General features: G+C 73.1%; 17 protein-coding genes. 11 read left to right on the top strand and 6 right to left on the bottom strand.

Annotation, left to right across the window (positions count from 1 at the left end; all coding sequences use genetic code 11):
* Positions 1-28: 28 nt before the first annotated feature.
* The 3 genes from CG740_RS06170 to CG740_RS06160 all read right to left on the bottom strand — a co-directional run bounded on the left by CG740_RS06170 (position 29) and on the right by CG740_RS06160 (position 4,484).
* On the bottom strand, positions 29-1,630 hold the full coding sequence (locus CG740_RS06170; protein ID WP_100573920.1) for an acyl-CoA carboxylase subunit beta: 1,602 nt from the start codon (positions 1,628-1,630) through the stop codon (positions 29-31).
* Between the two features lie 320 nt (positions 1,631-1,950).
* Positions 1,951-3,663, bottom strand: coding sequence for an acyclic terpene utilization AtuA family protein (locus CG740_RS06165; RefSeq protein ID WP_100573919.1), 1,713 nt, complete (start codon positions 3,661-3,663; stop codon positions 1,951-1,953).
* Positions 3,660-4,484, bottom strand: coding sequence for a TIGR03084 family metal-binding protein (locus CG740_RS06160; protein WP_442802806.1), 825 nt, complete (start codon positions 4,482-4,484; stop codon positions 3,660-3,662). The genes CG740_RS06165 and CG740_RS06160 overlap by 4 nt, the downstream gene beginning before the upstream one ends.
* 420 nt (positions 4,485-4,904) lie before the next feature.
* On the opposite strand from CG740_RS06160, the gene CG740_RS06155 reads away from it, so the two are divergent.
* A complete protein-coding gene (locus CG740_RS06155) occupies positions 4,905-5,606 on the top strand; it encodes a DUF4232 domain-containing protein (RefSeq protein WP_100573917.1) in 702 nt (233 codons plus the stop codon).
* Positions 5,607-6,129: 523 nt separating this feature from the next.
* Here the strand turns inward: CG740_RS06155 and CG740_RS06150 are convergent.
* Entirely contained in the window at positions 6,130-7,080 is a 951-nt protein-coding gene (locus tag CG740_RS06150) for an EamA family transporter (protein WP_100573916.1), read from the bottom strand.
* 171 nt (positions 7,081-7,251) lie between these two features.
* The gene (locus CG740_RS06145) at positions 7,252-10,128 is read right to left on the bottom strand and encodes an FAD-binding and (Fe-S)-binding domain-containing protein (RefSeq protein WP_442802805.1); all 2,877 of its coding nucleotides are present in this window, start codon (positions 10,126-10,128) and stop codon (positions 7,252-7,254) included.
* Positions 10,129-10,517: 389 nt separating this feature from the next.
* On the opposite strand from CG740_RS06145, the gene CG740_RS06140 reads away from it, so the two are divergent.
* The 10 genes from CG740_RS06140 (at position 10,518) to CG740_RS06095 (ending at position 20,628) form a co-directional block, all read left to right on the top strand.
* The gene (locus tag CG740_RS06140) at positions 10,518-12,032 is read left to right on the top strand and encodes an ATP-binding protein (RefSeq protein WP_100573914.1); all 1,515 of its coding nucleotides are present in this window, start codon (positions 10,518-10,520) and stop codon (positions 12,030-12,032) included.
* Positions 12,029-12,430, top strand: a complete 402-nt coding sequence (locus CG740_RS06135; RefSeq protein ID WP_100573913.1) for a roadblock/LC7 domain-containing protein — start codon at positions 12,029-12,031, stop codon at positions 12,428-12,430. Before CG740_RS06140 ends, CG740_RS06135 begins: the two co-directional genes overlap by 4 nt.
* Entirely contained in the window at positions 12,427-12,774 is a 348-nt protein-coding gene (locus tag CG740_RS06130) for a DUF742 domain-containing protein (RefSeq protein ID WP_100573912.1), read from the top strand. Before CG740_RS06135 ends, CG740_RS06130 begins: the two co-directional genes overlap by 4 nt.
* Entirely contained in the window at positions 12,755-13,354 is a 600-nt protein-coding gene (locus CG740_RS06125; RefSeq protein ID WP_100573911.1) for a GTP-binding protein, read from the top strand. Before CG740_RS06130 ends, CG740_RS06125 begins: the two co-directional genes overlap by 20 nt.
* Entirely contained in the window at positions 13,351-14,580 is a 1,230-nt protein-coding gene (locus CG740_RS06120) for a cytochrome P450 (RefSeq protein ID WP_100573910.1), read from the top strand. The genes CG740_RS06125 and CG740_RS06120 overlap by 4 nt, the downstream gene beginning before the upstream one ends.
* On the top strand, positions 14,577-15,854 hold the full coding sequence (locus CG740_RS06115; RefSeq protein ID WP_100573909.1) for a cytochrome P450 family protein: 1,278 nt from the start codon (positions 14,577-14,579) through the stop codon (positions 15,852-15,854). The genes CG740_RS06120 and CG740_RS06115 overlap by 4 nt, the downstream gene beginning before the upstream one ends.
* Positions 15,855-16,616: 762 nt before the next feature.
* Complete coding sequence (gene serC, locus CG740_RS06110) at positions 16,617-17,735, top strand: phosphoserine transaminase (RefSeq protein WP_100573908.1); 1,119 nt, start codon at positions 16,617-16,619, stop codon at positions 17,733-17,735.
* A gap of 368 nt (positions 17,736-18,103) precedes the next feature.
* Positions 18,104-18,862 carry a hypothetical protein gene (locus CG740_RS06105; protein WP_100573907.1) on the top strand — a complete coding sequence of 253 codons (759 nt, stop codon included), beginning with the start codon at positions 18,104-18,106 and terminating at the stop codon, positions 18,860-18,862.
* 4 nt (positions 18,863-18,866) lie between these two features.
* Positions 18,867-19,532, top strand: a complete 666-nt coding sequence (locus tag CG740_RS06100) for a class F sortase (RefSeq protein WP_100573906.1) — start codon at positions 18,867-18,869, stop codon at positions 19,530-19,532.
* Between the two features lie 436 nt (positions 19,533-19,968).
* A complete protein-coding gene (locus CG740_RS06095) occupies positions 19,969-20,628 on the top strand; it encodes a DUF4360 domain-containing protein (protein ID WP_100573905.1) in 660 nt (219 codons plus the stop codon).
* Between the two features lie 112 nt (positions 20,629-20,740).
* Here CG740_RS06095 and CG740_RS06090 read toward each other — a convergent pair whose 3' ends face one another.
* Entirely contained in the window at positions 20,741-21,715 is a 975-nt protein-coding gene (locus tag CG740_RS06090; RefSeq protein WP_100573904.1) for a hypothetical protein, read from the bottom strand.
* Positions 21,716-21,788: the final 73 nt, after the last annotated feature.

Raw genomic sequence — 21,788 nt, 5'->3', positions numbered from 1 at the left:
ACGGCCCCGGACTTCTCGCTCATGGCCCTCACATCCGGAAGATGCCGAAGCCGCCGCGGGCGCCTTCGACGGGAGCGGTGTGGATCGCGGACAGGCACAGGCCCAGCACGGTCCTGGTGTCACGGGGATCGATGACCCCGTCGTCGTACAGCCGCCCGGACAGGAACATCGGCAGCGACTCGGCCTCGATCTGCTGCTCCACCATCGCGCGCAGAGCGGCGTCCGCCTCGTCGTCGTACGGCTGCCCCTTGGCCTGCGCGGAGGCCCGCGCCACGATCGACAGGACGCCCGCGAGCTGCTGGGGCCCCATCACGGCGGACTTGGCGCTGGGCCAGGCGAACAGGAAGCGCGGCTCGTAGGCCCGCCCGCACATCCCGTAGTGGCCGGCCCCGTACGAGGCGCCGATCAGCACGGACAGATGCGGCACCTTGGAGTTGGACACCGCGTTGATCATCATCGCGCCGTGCTTGATGATGCCGCCCTGCTCGTACTCCCTGCCGACCATGTAGCCGGTGGTGTTGTGCAGGAACAGGAGCGGGATGTCACGCTGGTTGGCGAGCTGGATGAACTGGGCGGCCTTCTGCGACTCGGCGGAGAACAGCACGCCCTGCGCGTTGGCGAGGATGCCGACGGGATAGCCGTGCAGCTCGGCCCAGCCGGTCACCAGGCTCGTCCCGTACAAGGGCTTGAACTCGTCGAAGTCCGAACCGTCCACGATGCGGGCGATGACCTCGCGCGGGTCGAAGGGGGTCTTCAGGTCCTCGGGAACGATCCCGAGCAGCTCCTCCTCGTCGTACTCGGGCGGCTCGGCGAGCCCGGCCGGATCCGGGTGCGCCTTGCGGTGGTTGAGGCGGGCGACGATACGACGGGCCTGGCGGATCGCGTCGTGCTCGTCGACGGCGAAGTGGTCGGCGAGCCCGGAGGTACGGGCGTGCATCTCGGCGCCGCCGAGCGACTCGTCGTCGCTCTCCTCACCGGTCGCCATCTTGACCAGCGGCGGCCCGCCGAGGAACACCTTGCTCCGCTCGCGGATCATCACGGTGTGGTCGGACATGCCGGGGATGTACGCCCCGCCGGCCGTGGAATTGCCGAAGACGACGGCGATGGTCGGGATGCCGGCGGCGGACAGCCGGGTGATGTCCCGGAAGATCGCACCACCCGGGATGAAGATCTCCTTCTGCGAGGGGAGGTCGGCGCCGCCGGACTCGACGAGGCTGATGCACGGCAGGCGGTTGGTGTACGCGATCTCGTTGGCGCGCAGGGCCTTCTTGAGCGTCCAGGGGTTGGAGGCGCCGCCGCGGACGGTCGGGTCGTTCGCGGTGATCAGGCACTCGACGCCGGCCACGGTGCCGATGCCGGTGACCATCGAGGCGCCCACGGGATAGTCGCTGCCCCAGGCCGCGAGCGGGGACAGCTCCAGGAAGGGGGTGTCCTCGTCGAGCAGCAGCTCGATGCGCTCGCGGGGCAGCAGCTTGCCGCGCCGCCGGTGCCGCTCGGTGTACTTCTCACCGCCCCCCGCGAGGGCCTTGGCATGCTCCCCCTCCAATTCGGCGAGCTTGCCGCGCATGGCGACGGCGGCCTGCCGGAATTCGGGGGCGGCGGGGTCGAGGGTGGTGGGGAGGGTGGGCATGGGGCTCCTTGGGGGTGGGTTTGCGAGGTGCGGGGTGCGGGGTGCGGGTGGGATGAGAGGTGTGGGTGGGGCGCCTGCGGCGGGCGGATTCCCCACCGGCTGCGGACCGTGCGTGGCTGGTCGCGCAGTTCCCCGCGCCCCTTGGCAGGACCGGTGCGGGGGCATCTTCAGCCCGTCATGCGGGCCCCCCTGGCCCTCAAGGCCTTGGGGGACATTGAGGACGAGCGCCCTTGAGGCGCGAACGGGGTCTGGGACGGAGCCCCAGGGTCCTTTCCACCCCCGGAGGGTCTCGGGAAGGGGCGGGGTGGGGTGGAGGGCTCTCACCCCAGCAAATCCACCGGCACCTCAACCACCCGCGCCCGCAACCACTCCCCCACCCCCTTCCCCTGAGGATCGAACCGCGCCTGCGAAGCGACCCCCTCCCCCAACAACCCCTCCACCACGAAGTTCAACGCCCGCAGGTTCGGCAGCACATGCCGGGTGACCGCCAAGTCCCGCACCTCGGGCAGTAGTTCACGCACGGCATCGACGGTGAGCGCATGGGCCAGCCACGCCCACGCGGCATCCGACCGCGCCCACACCCCCACGTTCACGTCCCCGCCCTTGTCCCCGCTCCGAGCCCCCGCCACCGCCCCCAACGGCACCCGCCGCGTGGGCCCCGAGGCGTCGAACGGGGGAAGGGCCGGCTCCGGGACGGGGCCGAGCGGGGCGGTACGAGACGCCGGTGGCACCAACTCCCGCACTCCGTCCGGGAGTACGGCCACATGCCCGACCGCCCCCGCGTCCACGTACTCGGCCTCGAAGACCCCGTACGGCGCCCCCTTCGACGGCGGGGCCGTCACATGGAACCCGGGGTAGCTGCCCAGCGCCAGCTCGATCGCGGCGCCGCTCACCACCCGGCCCACCGCCTCGGGATCCGCGTCCCGCACGACGAGCCGCAGCAGCGCACTCGCGCCCTCCTCGCTCGGAGCGTCGGGGCGATCGGTACGGGACAGTTCCCAACGCACCGTCCCGGGACGGGACTTGGCGCGCTCGAAGGCATCCTCGACCTGCGCCCGCACCAGTTCGGCCTTCGCCTCGATGTCGAGCCCGGTGAGTACGAACACGACCTCGTTGCGCCAGCCGCCGATGCGGCTGATGCCCGCCTTGAGGGTGGGCGGCGGCGCCTCGCCCCGCACCCCGCTGATGCGCACCCGGTCGGGCCCGTCCTGGTCGAGCCGTACCGTGTCGAGCCGCGTGGTGACGTCCGGCCCGGCGTACCGCGCCCCGGACGTCTCGTAGAGGAGTTGGGCCGTGACCGTCCCGGTGTCGATGAAGCCACCCGTGCCGGGATGCTTGGTGATGACGGACGTGCCGTCGGCGTGGATCTCGGCGAGGGGGAAGCCGGGACGGGTCAGATCGCGGCGGGGCGCCTCGGCGAAGAAGGCGTAGTTGCCGCCGGTGGCCTGCGTACCGCACTCCAGGACGTGCCCGGCGACGACCGCGCCCGCGAGCGCGTCGTACTCCTCGGGCCCCCAGTCGAACCACCACGCGGCGGGCCCGGTGACCAGCGCCGCGTCCGTGACCCGCCCGGTGACGACGACCTCGGCCCCGCCGCGCAGACAGGCCGCGATCCCGCCCCCGCCGAGGTAGGCGTTGGCGGTCAGCGCCCCCTCGGGCAGCGGCAGCGCGTCCCCCTCCACGTGCGCGACCCGTACCGGCACGCCCACGCGCTCGCCCAACTCCCGCACCGCGTCGGCCAGTCCGGACGGATTGAGCCCGCCGGCGTTGGTGACGATCCGCACCCCGCGCTCACGGGCGAGCCCGAGGCACTCCTCCAGCTGCCGCAGGAACGTCTTGGCGTAGCCGAGCCGCGGGTCGCGCAGGCGGTCGCGGCCGAGGATGAGCAGGGTGAGTTCGGCGAGATAGTCACCGGTCAGGACGTCGAGGGGGCCGCCGGTCAGCATGTCGCGCAGGGCGTCGAACCGGTCCCCGTAGAACCCGGAGCCGTTGCCGATCCGCAGTATTCGCCCGCCGGGCGCGCCCCCGGTCATCGGGCGCCCCGGGCCGACCGGGGCGGCCGGCCGGGTCCGGCGGGTCCCGCGAAGGCCTGGGCGATGTCGAGCCACCGGTCGGCGTCCGGACCCTCGGCGCGTACGGAGGTGTCGTCGCGGTGCAGCCGCTGGGTGACGAGGAGGCAGAACTCCAACGCATCTCCACGGACGCCCTGTTGGGCGTTCGGCGGTCCGTACGTCCACAGTCCTTCGCCGTCCGGCGCGGTGAGTTCGATCCGGAACTCCTCGGCCGGCGGCGTCAACCCCCGTACGGAGAAGGCGTAGTCGCGGGCGCGGATGCCGATGCGGGCGACGTGGCGGAGCCGCTCGGTGGGGCGGCGGGCGCGACCGAGGGCGTCGAAGACGTCCTCGCCGTGCGCCCAGGTCTCCATCAGGCGTCCGGTCGCCATCGACGCGGTCGACATCGGCGGCCCGTACCAGGGAAACCGCGCCCCCGCGGGAGCCGCCCGCAGCGCGTCCTGGAGCTGTACGCGACTGTCCCGCCACCAGGAGAGCAGTTCGGCGGGCGGCAGCAGGGCGCCCGCCTCGGCCCCGTCGTCGACGAAGGTGTCCGGCGAGGCGACGGCCTTCTCGACCTCGTCGGCGAAGGCGTCGGGATCGGTGACGGAGAGCAGGGCGGCGGTGTCGGTCCACGCGAGGTGGGCGATCTGATGGGCGAGGGTCCAGCCCGGCGCGGCGGTGGGCGTGGTCCACTGCGCAGGGCTCAACTCGCCGACGAGGGCGTCGAGTTCGCCCCCCTCGGCCCGCAGGTCGTCAAGTACGGCTAGCACGGCGTCGGTTGGACCGGCCGGTTCGGACACGGTGCGCTCCCCTCCGGGACAGCGGACAGCGGACAGCGGACAGCGGCTGTGTCCCGGAGCATGGCAGCCGGTCAGGAAACAAGCAAGCGTGCTTGCATGTATTTTCAGCCGCGGACGGGACGGTCCGCCCATCGTCAAGATCGGCCGGGTTACGGCTCTGTCCCAGCCGCCCCGGACGCGGAGTTGGCGGCTCGGGCGGGCGGAAACCAGCGCCCCACCCGGGCCGCGGCGGGGCCGCGCAGCGGCGACCAGCAGGGGGAACGGTGCCTGTGCGACGCCTGTGCGTGTAACAGGAATGTCTTAGGCGGCGGTCGGGAGGAACGGTTCGCCGGACCGTGTGGTCCTGTTGAGCACAAGCGCTCGCTGGTACTGACCCGGCCCGAGCGGCCCGTACAGCCAACCGATACTGAGGAAGAACCGATGCGCGTTCGCAAGCTCACCTTCGCCGCCCTGGCCGTTGCCGCGGGCCTCTCGCTCACGGCCTGCCAGAGCGACGACGGCTCCCCCGCGCCGAGCGACTCCGCAGCCTCCAACGCGGCCTCCTCGGGCGGCGGTTCGAGCTCGGCGGGCGCGAACGCGAGCACCGGTTCGGGTACGGGCTCGGACCAGGGCAGCGGCAAGGGCACGGGCGGTACGGGCGGCAAGGGCACGTCGGCCGGAACCGGCTCCAGCGGGTCCGGCGGGAGCGCCAAGGGGGCGGCCAAGTGCCGTACCAACGACCTGAACATCACGGCCTCGGACTCCACGATCGATGGCGACGAGAATCGCAGCGTGGCCGTGGGGTTCAAGAACACCAGCGGCCACGACTGCATGGTGTCCGGATTCGCGGGCGTCGACCTGAAGACCAACTACGGCAACATCTCCGCCAAGCGGACGGGCGAACCGGCCACTCCCTACACGCTCAAGACCGGCAAGTCGGTCTACTTCACCCTCAGCTACCCCGCCAACAACACGGGCGGCTCCGGCATCCGCGTCACGGGCCTGCTCGTGACCCCGCCCGGCGAGACGAAGTCGGCCAGCCTGCCCTGGCCGGGCGCGGCCTCGCTCCCCATCACCGAGAACGGCGCCACCCCGGTCAAGGTCGGCCCCATCGGCAGCGCGGGCCAGGGCGGCGCGAGCTGACCCCCGAAAACCGCCCGAACGGCCCCGGCCCGCGCCGAGCCGCGCACCCGGGGCCAGGCGGGGGCTGAGCCACAGGGGGGCGCAGCCCCCGCCCTTTTGTTGGGGGGCGGGGCTCGGGGCGGAGCCCCGAACCGGGGTGCAGGAGGCGGAGCCCCTACCCGGGGGGGGCCGAGGGGCGCAGGCCCGAACCGGGGTGCAGGAGGCGGAGCCCCTACCCGGGGGGGCCGAGGGGCGCAGGCCCGAACCGGGGTGCAGGAGGCGGAGCCCCCTGCGGGGGTCCGAGGGGCGCAGCCCCTCAAGGGGGTCTGGGGCACAGCCCCAGGGGCCAGCTGATCCAACCCGCCGCACGGGATGGGGGCCCCTGCTCATTAAGAGCTTGGGGGAGGGTGGGCAAGATGCCCGGGGTCTGGGGCGGAGCCCCAGGGGGACCCGGAACCCATGGGCAAAACACCCGGGGCCGAGCCCACGCACCCCACCACGGAGAACCCCCTCCGGCAAGGGAGCCACCCCGCCGCACCCCGAGCTAACCCGAAACCACCCGAATCTGAGTCCGCACCGCCCCCATGCTCGCCCCGATCACCAGCCCGATCGCCAGCGCCTGCGGCCAGGACAGCGCCTGGCTCAGGATGAGGAAGCCCGCCGTCGCCGCGATCGCCGGCTCCAGGCTCATCAGGATCGCGAAGGTCGACGCGGGCAGGCGCCGCAGGGCCAGGAGTTCCAGGGTGTAGGGCAGCACCGAGGACAGGATCGCCACGGCCGCGCCCAGCGCCATCGTGGAGGGCACCAGCAGCTTGCCCCCGGCCTGCGCGATGCCGATCGGCAGGAACAGGACCGCCGCCACCGCCATGGCGAGGGCGAGCCCGTCGGCCTGCGGGAACCTCCGGCCCGTACGCGCGCTGAACAGGATGTACACCGCCCAGCACGCCCCCGCCCCGAGCGCGTACGCCGCCCCCACCGCGTCCAGGCTCTGGAAGCCGCCTCCGCCGAGCAGCACCACGCCCGCCAGCGCGAGCGCGGCCCACAGGACGTTCACCAGGCGCCTGGACGCGAACACCGACAACGCCAGCGGGCCGAGCACCTCAAGGGTGACCGCGACGCCGAGCGGGATCCGGTCGACGGCCTGGTAGAAGAGCCCGTTCATGCCCGCCATCGCCACCCCGAACGCGACGACCGTGCCCCAGTCCGCCCGCGAATGCCCGCGCAGCTTCGGACGGCACACCAGCATCAGCACGACCGCCGCCGCGACGAGCCGCAATGTGACGACCCCGGCCGCCCCCGCCCGCGGCATCAGCGTCACGGCCACGGCGGCGCCGAACTGTACGGAGATGCCGCCCGCGACCACCAGCGCCACCGGCCCGAACGCCGCCCGGCGCCCGCCCCGGCCCGGACCCTTCAGCGCACCGGCAGCCTCCGGTAGGGCAACGGCGGCCGCCGCGACCGGCTCCGCCGCACCCGCACCCTGGACCGGATTCACCGGCACTCACCTCAATCAGCCCACAGAGGGCTAGTTCATTGGACTGGACTCTGCGATTCAGTATTCTGCACCCACGCCTCCCGCCGCAACCACCTTTTCGACGGCGAGCGGAACGACTCCCTCCATCCAATGTAAGCGCGCCGCGTAAGCGGCACCCCCGCCCCGTACCCCTCACCCCTCGGCGTCCGGGCCGGTCCCGAGCCCCTCCGCGAGCACCTCCGCCAGATGCCTCGCCCGACGGCCCGCCAGCTGGGCCAGCTGCGTACGGCAGGAGTAGCCGTCGGCCAGGATCTCCGTGCCGGGGGCGGCGGCCCGTACCGCGGGGAGCAGCTGGTCCTCCGCACAGGCCAGTGACACCTCCCAGTGCCCCCGCTCGAACCCGAAGTTCCCGGCGAGCCCGCAGCACCCGCCGCTCAGCTCGCCGTCCAGGCCGGCCTTCTCGCGCAGCCGGCGATCGGCGGCATCCCCCAGAACCGCGTGCTGGTGGCAGTGCGCCTGCCCGCCCACGGGCCGGTCCAGGCGCGGCGGACTCCAATGGGGCGCGCACTCCTCCAGCGCCTCGGCGAAGGTGCGTACGGACGCGGCGAGGCGGGCCGCCCGGGGGTCGTCGGGGAGCAGCTCCGGCAGGTCCGTGCGCAGGGCGGCCGCACAGCTCGGCTCCAGTACGAGCACGGGACGGCCCGCCCCGCCCCCCGCGCCCACATACGGCTCCATCGCGTCCAGGGTGTGGCGCAGCACCACCTTCGCGCGGTCCAGCTGTCCGGTGGACACATAGGTGAGACCGCAGCAGACCCGTCCCGCCGGAAGCTCCGCCCCGATCCCCGCGTCCGCCAGTACGCGTAGCGCCGCCCGCCCCACCTCCGGGGAAAGGTGGTTGGTGAACGTGTCCGGCCACAGGATCACCGCCGCCCGGCCCGGAGCCGAACGCCACCCACCCAGCCCGCGCAGCCCGCGCAGCCCGCGCAGCCCGCGCAGCCCGCGCAGCCCGCGCAGAAACGTACGCGGCGCCAAAGGCGGAATCGTCCGCTCCGGAGCGATGCCCGCAACCCGCTTCGCCAGCGCCGCGAGCGGACGGACCCGGGCCGCCGCGTTGAGCGGACCGGCCAGGGGCGCGGCGAGCCGCAGCCACTCGGGGAGCCGGCCCAAGGCGTAGTGCGCGGCCGGACGCCGGCGGCCCGCGTAGTGGTGGTGCAGGAACTCCGCCTTGTACGTGGCCATGTCCACGCCCACCGGACAGTCGCTCCGGCAGCCCTTGCAGGACAGGCACAGATCGAGCGCGTCCCGCACCTCGCGCGAGCGCCAGCCGTCCGTGACCACCTCGCCCGCCAGCATCTCGTGCAGCAACCGCGCCCGCCCCCGCGTCGAATGCTCCTCCTCCCCGGTCGCCCGGAAGGACGGGCACATCACGTCCTGTGAACTGCCGCCCGCTGTACGGCATTTGGCGACCCCGACACATCGGCGCACCGCCGCCGAGAAGTCGCCGCCGTCGTCCGGGTAGCCGAACTCCACGTCCACCGGGCGCCTCGGCAGCACCTCGAAGCGCAGGTTCTCGTCGAGCCGCGCGGGGCGGGCCAGGATGCCGGGGTTCAGGATTCCGTCCGGGTCCCAGAGATCCTTGAACTCACCGAAGAGGCGCACCAGTTCGGCTCCGTACATCTTGGGCAGCAGCTCCGCCCGCGCCATCCCGTCGCCGTGCTCGCCGCTCAGCGACCCGCCGTGGGCGACCACCAGGTCGGCCAGGTCCTCGGAGAACGCGCGGAAGCGTCCGATCCCGGCGGGGGTGAGCAGGTCGAAGTCGATGCGGACGTGGATGCAGCCGTCGCCGAAGTGCCCGTACGGGGTGCCGTGCAGACCGTAGGAGGTCAGGAGCGCCCGGAACTCCCGCAGGTACGGCCCCAGTTGGGCGGGCGGCACCGCGCAGTCCTCCCAGCCGGGCCACGCCTCGGTGCCGTCGGGCAGCCGGGTCGCGGTGCCCGCCGCGTCCTCGCGGATCCGCCACAGTGCACGCATCCCGGCCGGGTCGCCCACTACGAGGGAGTCGAGCGGGCCGCCCGCACGGGCCAACTCCCGCGCCCGCGCGCGGGCTTCGGCCCCGGTCGACCCACCGGCCTCGACGAACAGCCACGCCCCGCCACGCGGCAGCTCCGCCCCGCCTCGCCCTCGCTCCCGCGCCCGTACGAGATCGGCGGCCATGCCCTCCACGGTCAGCGGGCCGTACGGCAGCAGGGCGGGGGCCGCTTCGGCGGCCGCGCTCTCATCGGCGTAGCCGAGCACGGCCAGGGCGCGGGCGGGCGGAGCTTCCACCAGGCGTACGGTCGCCTCGGTGACCACGCCGAGCGTGCCCTCACTGCCGCAGAACGCCCTGGCCAGGTCCGAACCGCGCTCGGGCAGCAGGGTGTCCATCGCGTAGCCGGAGATGCGGCGCGGCAGGTCCTGGGGGTAGCCGGTGCGCAGGGCTGACAGCTGACGGATGACAAAATCGCGCAGTCCAACAGGCGCTGTCGATCGCTGCCAGCCCTGCGTCAGCCAGTGACGCTCGCCCCCGGCGCCGACGACCGCCAGATCGCGGACGTTGTCCGCCGTCGTCCCCCACGCCACCGAATGCGCCCCGCACGCGTTGTTGCCGATCATCCCGCCGAGCGTGCAGCGGCTGTGCGTCGAGGGGTCGGGTCCGAAGGTGAGGCCGTGCGGTGCGACCGCGTCCCGCAGGACGTCCAGCACAACTCCCGGTTGCACCACGGCTGTTCGGGCCTCGGCGTCGACCGAGACGAGCGAGCGCATGTGGCGTGTGAAGTCGAGCACGATCCCGGCTCCGGTGGCCTGGCCCGCGATCGAGGTGCCACCGCCGCGCGGCACCACCGGCACCCCGTACGTCCGGCAGACGCCGAGGACCGCCGCCACGTCGTCGGCGTCGCGCGGGGCGACCACGCCGAGCGGCACCCTGCGGTAATTGGAGGCGTCCATCGTCGTGAGGGCGCGGGCGGTGACGCCGAGGTCCACCCGGCCCCGCACCACCCGCGACAGCTCCCGCTCCAGCTCCCGCGACAACTCCCCTTCCGGCTCCCGTTCCGGCCCTCGTGCAGGCCCCCGCTCCAGCTCCCGCGCAAGCCCCCGCCCGGGTTCGCGCGCAAGCCCCCGCCCGCGTTCGTCCCGCGGCTTCGGACCCTGGCCCCTCGCGGTGTTCGCAGCATCTGCCATGGGGCCCAGGATGCCCTTGTCCGCACCTGTTGCGAGGGTGCCGCCACACCACCGAGCACATGTCCTGAAACAGCCATGTTGACCTGAATGCGACTGGCCAACGGTCCCAATGTGCGGGAATGTTCACCAAGAACTATCCAAATCGATCACCAACTCTCCTATAGTTGCCCCTCGTTCCCTGTGAGACAGGAACAGCCCCTTCCCTTTCGCCCGCCATAAGCGCTGTAAGGCATTGATCGATGACGGCGTCGCCCTCCCCCGTTCGCCCCTCCGCGCTGGCCCTGTTGATCACCGCGGTGGTCACCGGCGCGTTCTGCACAGTGGCGGTGGTCACGGCCGAGCCGGGCTCCCGTGCCGTACTCGGCTGGAGCCTCGGCATCGCCGCGGCCCTGCTGAGCGCCGGCGCGTACGCCGTGACGCACAGCGTGCTGCGCAACCGCGTCCTGCGTGAACGTCTGGCCGCGCTGAACACCCAGATCAGCGCACAGGAGGCCAACGCCGCCCGGCGCAGCGCCGACGCGGTGCGCCTGGACGCCGCCCACGCCGCCGACCGCAAGGCACTGATCGCCGCCCACACCGCCGAGCTGCGCCGCGCCGAGTCCGCACGTGCCGCCGCCCTCGCGGCCACCGCGAACGCGGCCGGCCGCATGCAGGCGCTGGCCACCGGCATGCTCGCCGACCTGCGCGACATGGAGCACCGGCACGCCGACGAGGAGGTGCTCGGCGACCTGCTGCACCTGGACCACCGCACCGCACAGGCGGGGCGCCTCGCGGACTCCATCGCCGTGCTGACCGGGGCGCGTTCGGGCCGCCGCTGGGCCCGGCCGATCGTCATGGAGTCCATTCTGCGCGGCGCCATGGGCCGCATCGGCGGCTACCAGCGGGTGCGCCTGCACTCCACCAGCGACGCGGCCGTCGCCGGGCACGCCGCCGAGGGCGTCATGCACGCGCTCGCCGAACTCCTCGACAACGCGGCCAACTTCTCGCCGCCGACCGCCGAGGTCCACGTGTACGTGGAGGAAGTGCCGGCCGGGGTCATCATCACCGTCGAGGACAGCGGTCTGGTGATGAGCGACGTGCAGCTGCGCCGGGCCGAACAGGCCGTCTCCGGACGGCTTTCGGACCTGGCCGGGCTCTCCGGCACCCGGCTCGGTCTCGCGGTCGTCGGCCGGCTGGCCCGTAAGCACGGCCTGACCGTGTCGTTCCGGCCCTCCGCGCGCGGCGGCACCGGCGCCCTGATGCTGCTCCCGCACGAGCTGGTCACCCATGTCGCCGCCACGCCCGCGGCGGCCCCGCTCGCGCCCGCCCTCGACGGACCGCAGGACCTGTTGCCTCCGGAGCCCGCCACGGCGGAGTCCGGGACCCCGGCCGCGTCGGCGACCCGGGCACCCGCCCGGGGCGGCGAGCCGGAGACCGCCCACGAACCGGCCGCCGAGCCCGCGTCCGGCACCGCCCGCCCCGCCACCGCCACCGCCGGATCCGCCTCCGGGTCCACCGCCGGGTCGGCCTCCGGATCCGCCACCGGATCCGCCACCGGCAGTGAAACCAGCGGGGAATTCCCGCAGTTCGGCGAGAGCGGGCTGCCCAAGCGCAAGCGCGGCCGAGCGCTCGCCGCAGCCCACCCCGAGGGCCCCGACGCCCCGGCGGCCCCGGCCCGCGCCACGACCGCGGCCTCGGACGCGGCCGCCCGCTTCAGCAGCTTCCGCCAGGCCGTACGCGCGAACTCCCCCACCCCGGAAGGCAACTCCGAATGACCGGCACCACCACCGACGAGAAGCTCAACTGGCTCCTGGAGAACCTGCTCCAGCGCACTCCCGGGGCCCGCCACGCGCTCGTCCTGTCCCGTGACGGCCTCAAGCTGTGCCGCACGCCGGAGCTCTCCGTCGACCAGGCCGACCAGCTCGCCGCGATCGCCGCGGGCATCCAGAGCCTGTCGCACGGGGCGTCCATGGAGTTCGGCGACGGCAGCGGCGGGGTGCGCTCCGCGATGGCCGAGTTCTACGGCGGCATCCTGTTCATCGTCGAGGCCGGCGAGGGCGCGCACCTCGCGGTGGTCGCCGCCGAGGACGCGGACGCCGGGCTCGTCGGGCACAACATGTCCGAGCTGGTGGAACAGCTCGGCGAGTACCTCAGCGCCGAGCCGCGGGCATGAGCCGGCCGGGCCGGGACGACTCGCCGGACCGGCTCTACACCCTCACCGGCGGACGCAGCCGCTCCGGCTCGGACGCCTTCGACCTGGTCACCCTGGTGGTCACCGAGTCGGAACCGGCTCCGGGCATGCAGTCCGAGCACGCGGCGATCCTGCGCATGTGCCGCTTCCCGACCGCCGTCGTGGAGATCGCCGCCGAGCTGGGCCTGCCCGTCACGGTGGTCCGCATCCTGCTCGCCGACCTGCACGACACGGGCCGCATCAGCGCCCGCCACCCGCGCTCGGCCCATCGCCTTCCCGACCCCGACATCCTGGAGCAGGTGCTCGTTGGCCTCCGAAATCTCTGAACGGCCCGCCCTCGCGGGGACCGCCGACAACGGCCTGAAAATCGTGGTCGTCGGTGGTTTCGGCGTCGGAAAGACGACCATGGTGCGCTCGGTCAGCGAGATACGTCCGCTGAACACCGAGGAGACCATGACCAAGGCGGGCGAGGCCGTGGACGATCTCGCCGGCGTCGGCACGAAGACGGCCACCACCGTCGCCTTCGACTTCGGCCGCATCACCCTGGACGCGCACAACGTCCTGTACCTGTTCGGCGCGCCCGGCCAGGAGCGGTTCTGGTTCCTGTGGGACCGGCTGTTCGCGGGCACGCTCGGCGCGGTCGTCCTGGTCGACACGCGGCGCCTCGCGGACTCCTGGTACGCCATCGACCGCCTGGAGCACCACGGCACGCCGTTCGTCGTGGCGTGCAACGACTTCGGCGGCCCCGCGCACACCGAGGAGCAGGTGCGCGAGGCGCTCGACCTGCCGGCCGAGGTGCCGCTGCTGCGCTGCGACGCGCGCGCCCGTGAGTCCAGCAAGACCGTCCTGATCGCCCTCGTGGAACACCTCGCACGCCTGCGACAAGCACCGGAGCTCATACCGTGACGTGCCCCATACCCGCCCCCGTCCCGCTGAGCGGCCCCCGGTTCCAGACCGAGCCGAACGAGCTGTACCGCGACATGCGGCGCGACCACGGTGCCGTGGCGCCCGTCGTCCTGGACGGCGACGCGCCGGCCTGGCTGGTGCTCGGCTATCGCGAACTGCACCAGGTCACCAGCGACCCCGCGCTGTTCTCGCGCGACTCCGACCTGTGGAACCAGTGGGACCGCATCCCGGCCGACTGGCCGCTGCTGCCGATGATCGGCCGCAAGCAGCCGTCGATCCTCTACACGGTCGGCGAGCGCCACCGCGAGCGGGCCGCGATGGTCTCCGACGCCCTGGAGGCCGTCGACCCCTTCGAACTGCGCGCGCACGCCGAGCGGTTCGCGGACGAGCTGATCGACGCGCTGTGCGGTACGGGCGGCGGCGACATCGTCGGCCAGTACGCGATGCTCCTGCCGGTACGGGTCCTGGCCCGGCTCTACGGGTTCGCCGACGAGCAGGGACCGGGCCTGGTCACCGCGATGAACGACATGATCAACGGCCGGGAGGGCGCGCTGGAGGGCCAGCGCCACCTCGCCGAGTCGATGTACGCGCTGCTGACCGCCAAGCAGGTCGATCCGGGCGAGGACGTGGCGTCCCGGATGCTCGCCAACCCCTACGGCTTCACCGTCGAGGAGGTCGGCCAGGACCTGATGGTGATGATGGCGGCCGGCCACCAGCCCACCGCGGACTGGATCGGCAACTCGCTGCGCCTCATGCTCACCGACGACCGGTTCGCGGCCTCGCTCGCGGGCGGCCGGCACAGCGTCGGCGAGGCGATGAACGAGGTGTTGTGGGAGGACACGCCGACGCAGAACGTGGCGGGCCGCTGGGCCGCCCGCGACACCCGTCTGGGCGGTCGGCACATCCGGGCCGGCGATCTGCTCCTGCTCGGCCTCGCCGCGGCCAACGGCGATCCCCAAGTACGCACCGAAGCAGGTGCGTTGACGGGTGGCAACAGCGCGTTCTTCTCCTTCGGGCACGGCGAGCACCGCTGCCCCTTCCCCGCGCAGGAGGTCGCCGAGGTCATCGCGCGGACCGGGATCGAGGTGCTGCTCGACCGGCTGCCGGACGTCGATCTCGCCTCGCCCGCCGCGGAGTTGACCCGCCGCCCGTCCCCGTGGCTGCGGGGCCTCACCGAGCTTCCCGTGTCGTTCACACCCACTCCTGCCCTTGGAGCAGTCAGATGAGCAGCCAGCCGAGCAGCCGGACGAGCAGACCCACCAGCGGTCCGTCGCAGTGCCCCGTGGACCACAGCGGTGCCATCGCCCTCGACCCGTTCGTCGCCGACCTCGACGCCGAGAGCGCGGCGCTGCGCGCGGCCGGTCCGCTGGTACGGGTCGTGCTGCCGGGCGGGGTGGCCTGCTACTCGGTGACGCACCACGCGGAGGCCCGCAAGCTCCTGACCGACCCGCGCCTGGTCAAGGACATCGATGTGTGGGGCGCCTGGCAGCGCGGCGAGATCCCGCTGGACTGGCCGCTGATCGGGCTCGCCAACCCGGGGCGCTCGATGCTCACCGTGGACGGCGAGGAGCACCGCCGCCTGCGTGCGCTGGTCGCGCAGGCGCTGACGGTGCGGCGGGTGGAGCGGCTGCGGGCCGGGATCGAGGCGCTGACGACGTCGATGCTGGACCGCCTCGCGGCCCTTCCCGAGGGTGAAGTGGTCGACCTGAAGGCGGAGTTCGCCTACCCGCTGCCCATGAACGTGGTCAGCGAACTGATGGGTGTGGACGCGGCCGACCATCCCCGCCTGAAGTCCCTCTTCGAGAAGTTCTTCTCCACGCAGACGCCGCCGGAGGAGGTGCCGCAGATGATGGCGGACCTCGGGGAGCTGTTCGCGGGGATCGTCGAGTCCAAGCGGCGGGCGCCGGGCGACGACCTGACGAGCGCGCTGCTCGCCGCGTCCGAGGACGGCGACCACCTCAGCACGGAGGAGATCACCAACACCCTCCAGCTGATGATCGCGGCGGGCCACGAGACCACGATCAGTCTCATCGTGAACGCGGTGGTGGCCCTGGAGGCGCATCCCGAGCAGCGCAAGCTGGTGCTCGACGGGGCGGTGCCGTGGGAGAACGTCATCGAGGAGACCCTGCGGTGGTCGACGCCGACCTCGCACGTCCTGTTCCGCTTCGCGACGGAGGACGTCGTGGTCGGGGACGGGGTGCTGCCGGCGGGTGAGGCGCTGATCGTCTCCTTCGGGGCGATCGGCCGGGACGAGGGGCAGCACGGCGCGACGGCGGGGGACTTCGACGTGACCCGCACGCCGAACCGGCACATCGCCTTCGGCCACGGCCCGCACGTCTGCCCCGGCGCGGCGCTGTCCCGCCTGGAGGCGGGGGTGGCGCTGCCGGCCCTGTACGCACGGTTCCCCTCCCTGACCCTGGCGGTCCCGCGATCCGCCCTCCGCAACAAGCCGATAGTCACCCAGAACGACCTCTTCGACCTCCCGGTCCGCCTGCGCTGACCCCCCTCCGGGCTCCCGGCCCACGCGACCTGCCCCGGGGGCTCCGCCCCCTTACCCGGCTGCGGACCCCGGGGCCGTTCGCGCAGTTCCCCGCGCCCCTGCCCCCGCTCCGGTCCGCGCACCGTGCCCGCTTCTCGCGCGGTTCCCCGCGGCCCCAACACCCCGTTTCCGTCTGCGGGCCGCGGGGGCCGTTCGCGCAGTTCCCCGCGCCCCTAACCCCCCGGTCGGCCTCGCACCGTGCGTGGCTGATCGCGCAGTTCCCCGCGCCCCCAAACCCGATTTCGTCCTCGCACCGTGCGTTGTTGATCGCGCAGTTCCTCGCGCCCCTAACCCCGTCTCGGTCCGCGCACCGTGCGCGCTTCTCGCGCAGTTCCCCGCGACCCCGACCACGATCTCGTCCTCGCACCGTGTGTGACTGGTCGCGCAGTTCCCCGCGCCCTAACCCCCTGTCGGCCTCGCGCCGTTCCCCGCGCACCTAAGGGCCTCGGTGCTGGACCGCACCGGCATCCCCAGCCCGTCCGGCGATTGAGGACGAGCGCCGTTCAGGCGCGATACGGGGTCCGGGGCGGAGCCCCGAAGCGGGGTGCAGGGGGCGGAGCCCCCTGCGGGGGGTCTGGGGCGCAGCCCCAGGGGCCGAGCCCTTCAATCCCGCCGCACGGGTGGGCGGGTGGGCAACCCCCCCCCAGGGGGCCAGGGGCCGGGGCCGTCTCACCGGGCGGACCCGGGGGACCGGGCGGGCCAGAACCGGATACGCTCCGCCACGTGGCTGAGATCCAGATTCCCGCTGACATGAAGCCCGCCGACGGCCGTTTCGGCGCGGGCCCCTCCAAGGTGCGTACGGAGGCGCTGGACGCCCTGGCCGCCACCGGCACCTCCCTCCTCGGCACCTCCCACCGCCAGGCCCCGGTCAAGAACCTGGTCGGCGAGGTGCGCCAGGGCATCCGCGACCTCTTCTCCCTCCCCGAGGGATACGAGGTGATCCTGGGCAACGGTGGCTCCACCGCGTTCTGGGACGTCGCGACGCACGGCCTGATCGAGAACAAGTCCCAGCACCTGAACTTCGGCGAGTTCTCCTCGAAGTTCGCCAAGGCGGCCAAGCTCGCCCCGTGGCTGGCCGAGCCGACCGTGATCAGCAGTGACCCGGGCACCCACCCGGACCCGAAGGCCGAGGCCGGCGTGGACGTGTACGCGTTCACGCACAACGAGACCTCGACCGGCGTCGCCGCCCCGATCAAGCGCGTGGCCGGCGCCGACGAGGGCGCCCTGGTCCTCGTGGACGCCACCTCCGGCGCCGGCGGCCTGCCCGTCGACATCACCGAGACGGACGTCTACTACTTCGCCCCGCAGAAGTCGTTCGCCTCCGACGGCGGCCTGTGGCTCGCCGCGTTCTCGCCCGCCGCCCTGGAGCGCGCCCAGCGCATCCACGCGAGCGGCCGCCACGTGCCCGAGTTCTTCTCGCTGCCGACCGCGATCGACAACTCGCTGAAGAACCAGACGTACAACACCCCGGCCCTCTCCACCCTGTTCCTGCTCAACGAGCAGCTGAAGTGGATCAACGGCCAGGGCGGTCTCGACTGGGCGACGGCCCGTACCGCCGCGTCCTCGGGCGCCCTGTACGGCTGGGCCGAGGAGTCCAAGCACGCCTCTCCCTTCGTCACGGACCCGGCGAAGCGCTCGCAGGTCATCGGCACGATCGACTTCGCGGACGACATCGACGCCGCCGCGATCGCCAAGGTGCTGCGCGCCAACGGCATCGTCGACACCGAGCCGTACCGCAAGCTCGGCCGCAACCAGCTGCGCATCGCCATGTTCCCGGCGATCGACCCGGCGGACGTCGAGGCCCTGACGGCCTGCGTCGACTACGTCATCGAGCAGCTCTGAGCATCCCGCGACCGGCACGGCACGTCGGGTAGCACGAAGCCAGGTAGCCCGGAAGTCCGGAAGCCCGGAAGTCCGGAAGCGTACGCAGGAGGGCCCGGCACCATCTCGGTGCCGGGCCCTCCTGCGTGTCCGGCGCCCCAGCACCCAGGTGCCCGCATACCGGGATCCGCGCCAGGACCTACGTCCCAAAAATGTGAGTAAAGCGGGTGTATGGGGCAGGTCATGGGCGCAGGGGCCCGGCCGTTTCCCGGGCCGGGACCTTCGGCGGGGCCGTCCCGCCACCCACGTACCGGCGAAACCAAAACGCGCACAGTCACCTCCTTATCGGTGCATCCGGTGAACAGCCGGACAAACAGGGAGATTTGATTATGCGCAAGGCATTCACCGCTTCCGCCGTCGCCATAGCCTCGGCGCTCGCGCTCGCCGCTCCGGCCACCGCGTTCGCCGCCGGGTCCGCGTCGGCGCCCCCGAACAACTCCGCCTCCCCGAACAACTCCGCCTCCCCGACCGACTCCGCCTCCCCCTCCGGCTCAGCCTCCCCGAACTCCGCGGCCTCGGCCTCGGCCTCGCCCTCGGGTTCCCCGACGCCCACCCCCGCCACGCCGAGCGTGGCGCTGTCCTCGGACACCGGCCGCCCCGGCGACAAGATCACCGTCACCATCCGCCAGAGCGGCCACAAGGGCACCGCGTACGTCGTGTCCAAGGCCTTCGGCGGCCGGGTGAACCTCGCCCCGGACGCGAAGACGACCGGGGTGTGGCACGGCACGGCGACCGTCGCCAACTACCCGCGCGACTACTTCGGCGTCCAGGCGTTCGTCGACGGCAAGCTCTTCGACACGGTCAAGTTCACCGTGGGCGAGCCGAAGGACGACCACAAGGACGGGCACAAGGACGACCAGCACGGCAAGGGAGACCACGACAGGACGCCCCCGCCCGGCCCGCACCACGACACGACGACCCCGCGCCACCACACCACCCCCAAGGGCGGCGTGAACACCGGCGTGGCACCCGCACCCGAGGACCACACCGCGACGAACTCGGCGCTCGCCCTCGGCATCACCGGCCTCGGCGCGACCGCCCTCGGCGGCGCGGGGCTGCTCAGCCGGCGCGGCAGGAAGCAGGACTGAGCGCATGACCGCCCGCATCCCCTGCTCCCGCCGGGCGGCCCGCTCCCGCCGGGCGGCCCGCTCCCCCCGGCCCCGCCGGGGCACCCGCGCCGCCGCCCTGGCGGGGGCCGCCGCCCTCGCGGCGACCCTGGCCGCGACCGGCTGCTCGAAGGGCCACGGCGGTGCGGCGGGCTCGCGCGCAGCCGCGGACGCCACCCCCGTGTCGGTGCTCGGCGCCTCCGCCCCGGACCGCGTCGCCATCCCGGACATCCACGTGGACGCCCCGCTGGGCGAGGTCGGCCTGGCGGCGGACGGAACCATGCAGACCCCGCCGTTCGACCGGCCCGAGGAGGCCGACTGGTACAAGGAGGGCCCCACGCCGGGCGAGCGCGGACCGGCCGCGATCGTGGGCCACATGGATACGCCCGAGACGCCCGAGGCGGTCTTCCACGACCTGGGCCGGCTCAGGAAGGGCGAGCGGATCGAGGTGCACCGCAAGGACGGCGGCACCGCCGTGTTCGCGGTCGACTCGGTGGACACCTTCAAGAAGGACGCGTTCCCCACCCAGAAGGTCTACGGCGCCACCGAACGGCCCGAGCTGCGCCTGATCACCTGCGGCGGATCGCTCACCAAGGACCGGCACTGGGACTCCAACGTGGTCGTCTTCGCCCACCTGACCGGCAAGGCCTGACGGCCACGGCATGGCGGTCCCGCGGGCGCCGGGGCATGGCGGTCCCGCAGGCGCCACGGCACGGCGGTCCCGCAGGCGCCACGGCACGGCGGTCCCGCAGGCGCCACGGCACGGCGGTCCCGCGAGCGCCACGGCACGGCGGTCCCGCAGGCGCCGGGGCGCGGGCGGCGCGCCCGGCGCCCCGCGGACGTGCCCACACGCCCGCACACCCACGGCCGATAACTGCCCTGTTCCGCAAGGGAGTTGGTCCCTACCATCCAAAGCGGTCCGGCACGCACCGCACCACGGCCGGACCGGCCCGAAGGTTTGACATGTCCATGCCTCAACTATGTCTCTTCGAAGGCGCCCCCGAAGCGCTTCGACGGCATCGCGGGCATGGGCGCTCGGCTGGACTCCCCACATCCACGCAAGGCCACCGACAACCGATCGGAGCATCATGCCCGGTGCACTTCTCGCAGGCGGCGCGACGGCGGCGTTCCTCGCCTCCACGCTCTTCACCCAGGCGGCCCCGGCCGCACCCTCCTCCATCGTCGCGCCGCCCGACAAGATCGTGATCGAGGTCGCGACGGTCAACGGCTCCGGCTGTCCCATCAACACCGCCGCGGTCGCCGTCGCCCCGGACAACACCGCCTTCACCGTCACGTACAGCCAGTACCTGGCACAGGTGGGGGCCGGCGCCAAGCCGACCGACTTCCGCAAGAACTGCCAGCTCAACCTGATCGTGCACGTCCCCTCCGGCTTCACCTACGCCGTCGCGAGCGCCGACTACCGCGGCTTCGCCCACCTGGAGAAGGGCGCGAGCGCCACCCAGAAGGCCTCGTACTACTTCCAGGGTTCGCCCGACACGGCGAGCAGAACGCACCCGTTCAGCGGCCCCTACGACGACGACTGGCAGGCCACCGACTCCACCGACTGGGGCCAGCTGGTGTGGGCCCCGTGCGGCGTACAGCGCAACTTCAACATCAACACCGAACTGCGTGCGAGCCTCGGCAGCGCCGACCCGAAGACCAACAGCTTCATCGCCATGGACTCCACCGACGGTGACATCCAGACCATCTACCACCTGGCCTGGAAGGAGTGCCCGCAGCAGCGCTGAGCCGCCGCTCCCGGGCCCGTACCGCCACCCCTCGCGGTGCGGGCCCCCGGCGGCCCTGCGCGGGTTCCCTGCCCCGCACGCCCTCCGCGACGCACTCCGGCCCTCGGCCCCCTCACCCGGCCCGTCGCCGCAGCATCCGCCGGGCACCCAGGCAGAGCGCGGTGGCGCCCGCCAGAACCATCGCGCCGAGCAGAAAGTTCCCCTCTCCCGCGCCACCACTCGAACGGGTGGAACTGCCGCCCGCCGAGGGCGACTTGGCGCCTGCCTCCTTGAGGGGGACACGCACCACCCCGCTGCCGGCCCCCTCGGAGCCGACCATCAGGGCCCTGCCGTCGAGGGTGTACGTCACCGATTCCGACTGCTGCTGCACGGGCGTGCCCGGCACCGCGTGCCAGTCGCCGAGCGGGTCTCCCGCGCCGCCCTTCCAGGCGTATTCGGCCAGCGCGAAGTAGCCGCGCAGCGCCAGCTTCGTACCGTCGGGGGAGAACGCGCCGTCGGTCACCCAGGGCACCTCGCCGACCCGGCGGAAGACGTTCGTGCCGGTGGCGGACAGTTTCGCCGGTCCCTCGTAGAGGCCGCCGCCGCTCTCGCGCTTGGAGGCGATGTAGACCCGGCCGGTCTTCGGGTGGACCATCAGCGCCTCGGCGTTGCGCGGCCCGTCGGCGTACTGGACGGTGTACTGCGTCGCCCTGACCGTCTGGTCCCTCAACTGGGCGGGCTCATGGAAGCGGTAGATCCAGACGTGGCTCCAGGAGCCGTCGAGGTTGTCGCCGATGTCGCCGACGTACAGGTCACCGTCGGGACCGATCGAGATCGCCTCCACATCGCGCGGGCGGCCGACGCCCTCCAGCGTGATCCGCGCGACGGTCTGCCCGGTCCGCGCATCGACGGCGTAGGCGTACGGGCCGTCGCCACTGTCGTTGTGCGTCCAGTAGACGCCGGGGTGGGCGCGGCTCGCGGCGAGGCCGCTGGACTCCGCGATCCGGGGGTCCTTGATGGTGAACCCGCCGTCGTCGGCCACGGCCGGCCCCGCCGCCCACACCAGAACGAGCCCGGCCACCCCGCACACCCTCCACAGCGAACGCATGCCCCCAGTGTCCACGGCCGCCTCCGGCCACCGCCGGGGTGTCCACCGTCACGTCGCCGCACGACGTACCGAT

This window comes from Streptomyces sp. CB01201 (assembly GCF_002803085.1).
GTDB classification, from domain to species: Bacteria; Actinomycetota; Actinomycetes; order Streptomycetales; family Streptomycetaceae; genus Streptomyces; species Streptomyces hundungensis.
This window is presented reverse-complemented; position numbering and strand designations above follow the sequence as displayed.

What these genes read in the sequence shown, in the direction of transcription:
- CG740_RS06170 (WP_100573920.1), bottom strand. Translation starts at nt 1,630, where the DNA reads ATGCCCACCCTCCCCACCACCCTCGACCCCGCCGCCCCCGAATTCCGG.
- CG740_RS06165 (WP_100573919.1), bottom strand. Translation starts at nt 3,663, where the DNA reads ATGACCGGGGGCGCGCCCGGCGGGCGAATACTGCGGATCGGCAACGGC.
- CG740_RS06155 (WP_100573917.1), top strand. Translation starts at nt 4,905, where the DNA reads ATGCGCGTTCGCAAGCTCACCTTCGCCGCCCTGGCCGTTGCCGCGGGC.
- CG740_RS06140 (WP_100573914.1), top strand. Translation starts at nt 10,518, where the DNA reads ATGACGGCGTCGCCCTCCCCCGTTCGCCCCTCCGCGCTGGCCCTGTTG.
- CG740_RS06135 (WP_100573913.1), top strand. Translation starts at nt 12,029, where the DNA reads ATGACCGGCACCACCACCGACGAGAAGCTCAACTGGCTCCTGGAGAAC.
- CG740_RS06130 (WP_100573912.1), top strand. Translation starts at nt 12,427, where the DNA reads ATGAGCCGGCCGGGCCGGGACGACTCGCCGGACCGGCTCTACACCCTC.
- CG740_RS06115 (WP_100573909.1), top strand. Translation starts at nt 14,577, where the DNA reads ATGAGCAGCCAGCCGAGCAGCCGGACGAGCAGACCCACCAGCGGTCCG.
- CG740_RS06105 (WP_100573907.1), top strand. Translation starts at nt 18,104, where the DNA reads ATGCGCAAGGCATTCACCGCTTCCGCCGTCGCCATAGCCTCGGCGCTC.
- CG740_RS06100 (WP_100573906.1), top strand. Translation starts at nt 18,867, where the DNA reads ATGACCGCCCGCATCCCCTGCTCCCGCCGGGCGGCCCGCTCCCGCCGG.
- CG740_RS06095 (WP_100573905.1), top strand. Translation starts at nt 19,969, where the DNA reads ATGCCCGGTGCACTTCTCGCAGGCGGCGCGACGGCGGCGTTCCTCGCC.
- CG740_RS06090 (WP_100573904.1), bottom strand. Translation starts at nt 21,715, where the DNA reads ATGCGTTCGCTGTGGAGGGTGTGCGGGGTGGCCGGGCTCGTTCTGGTG.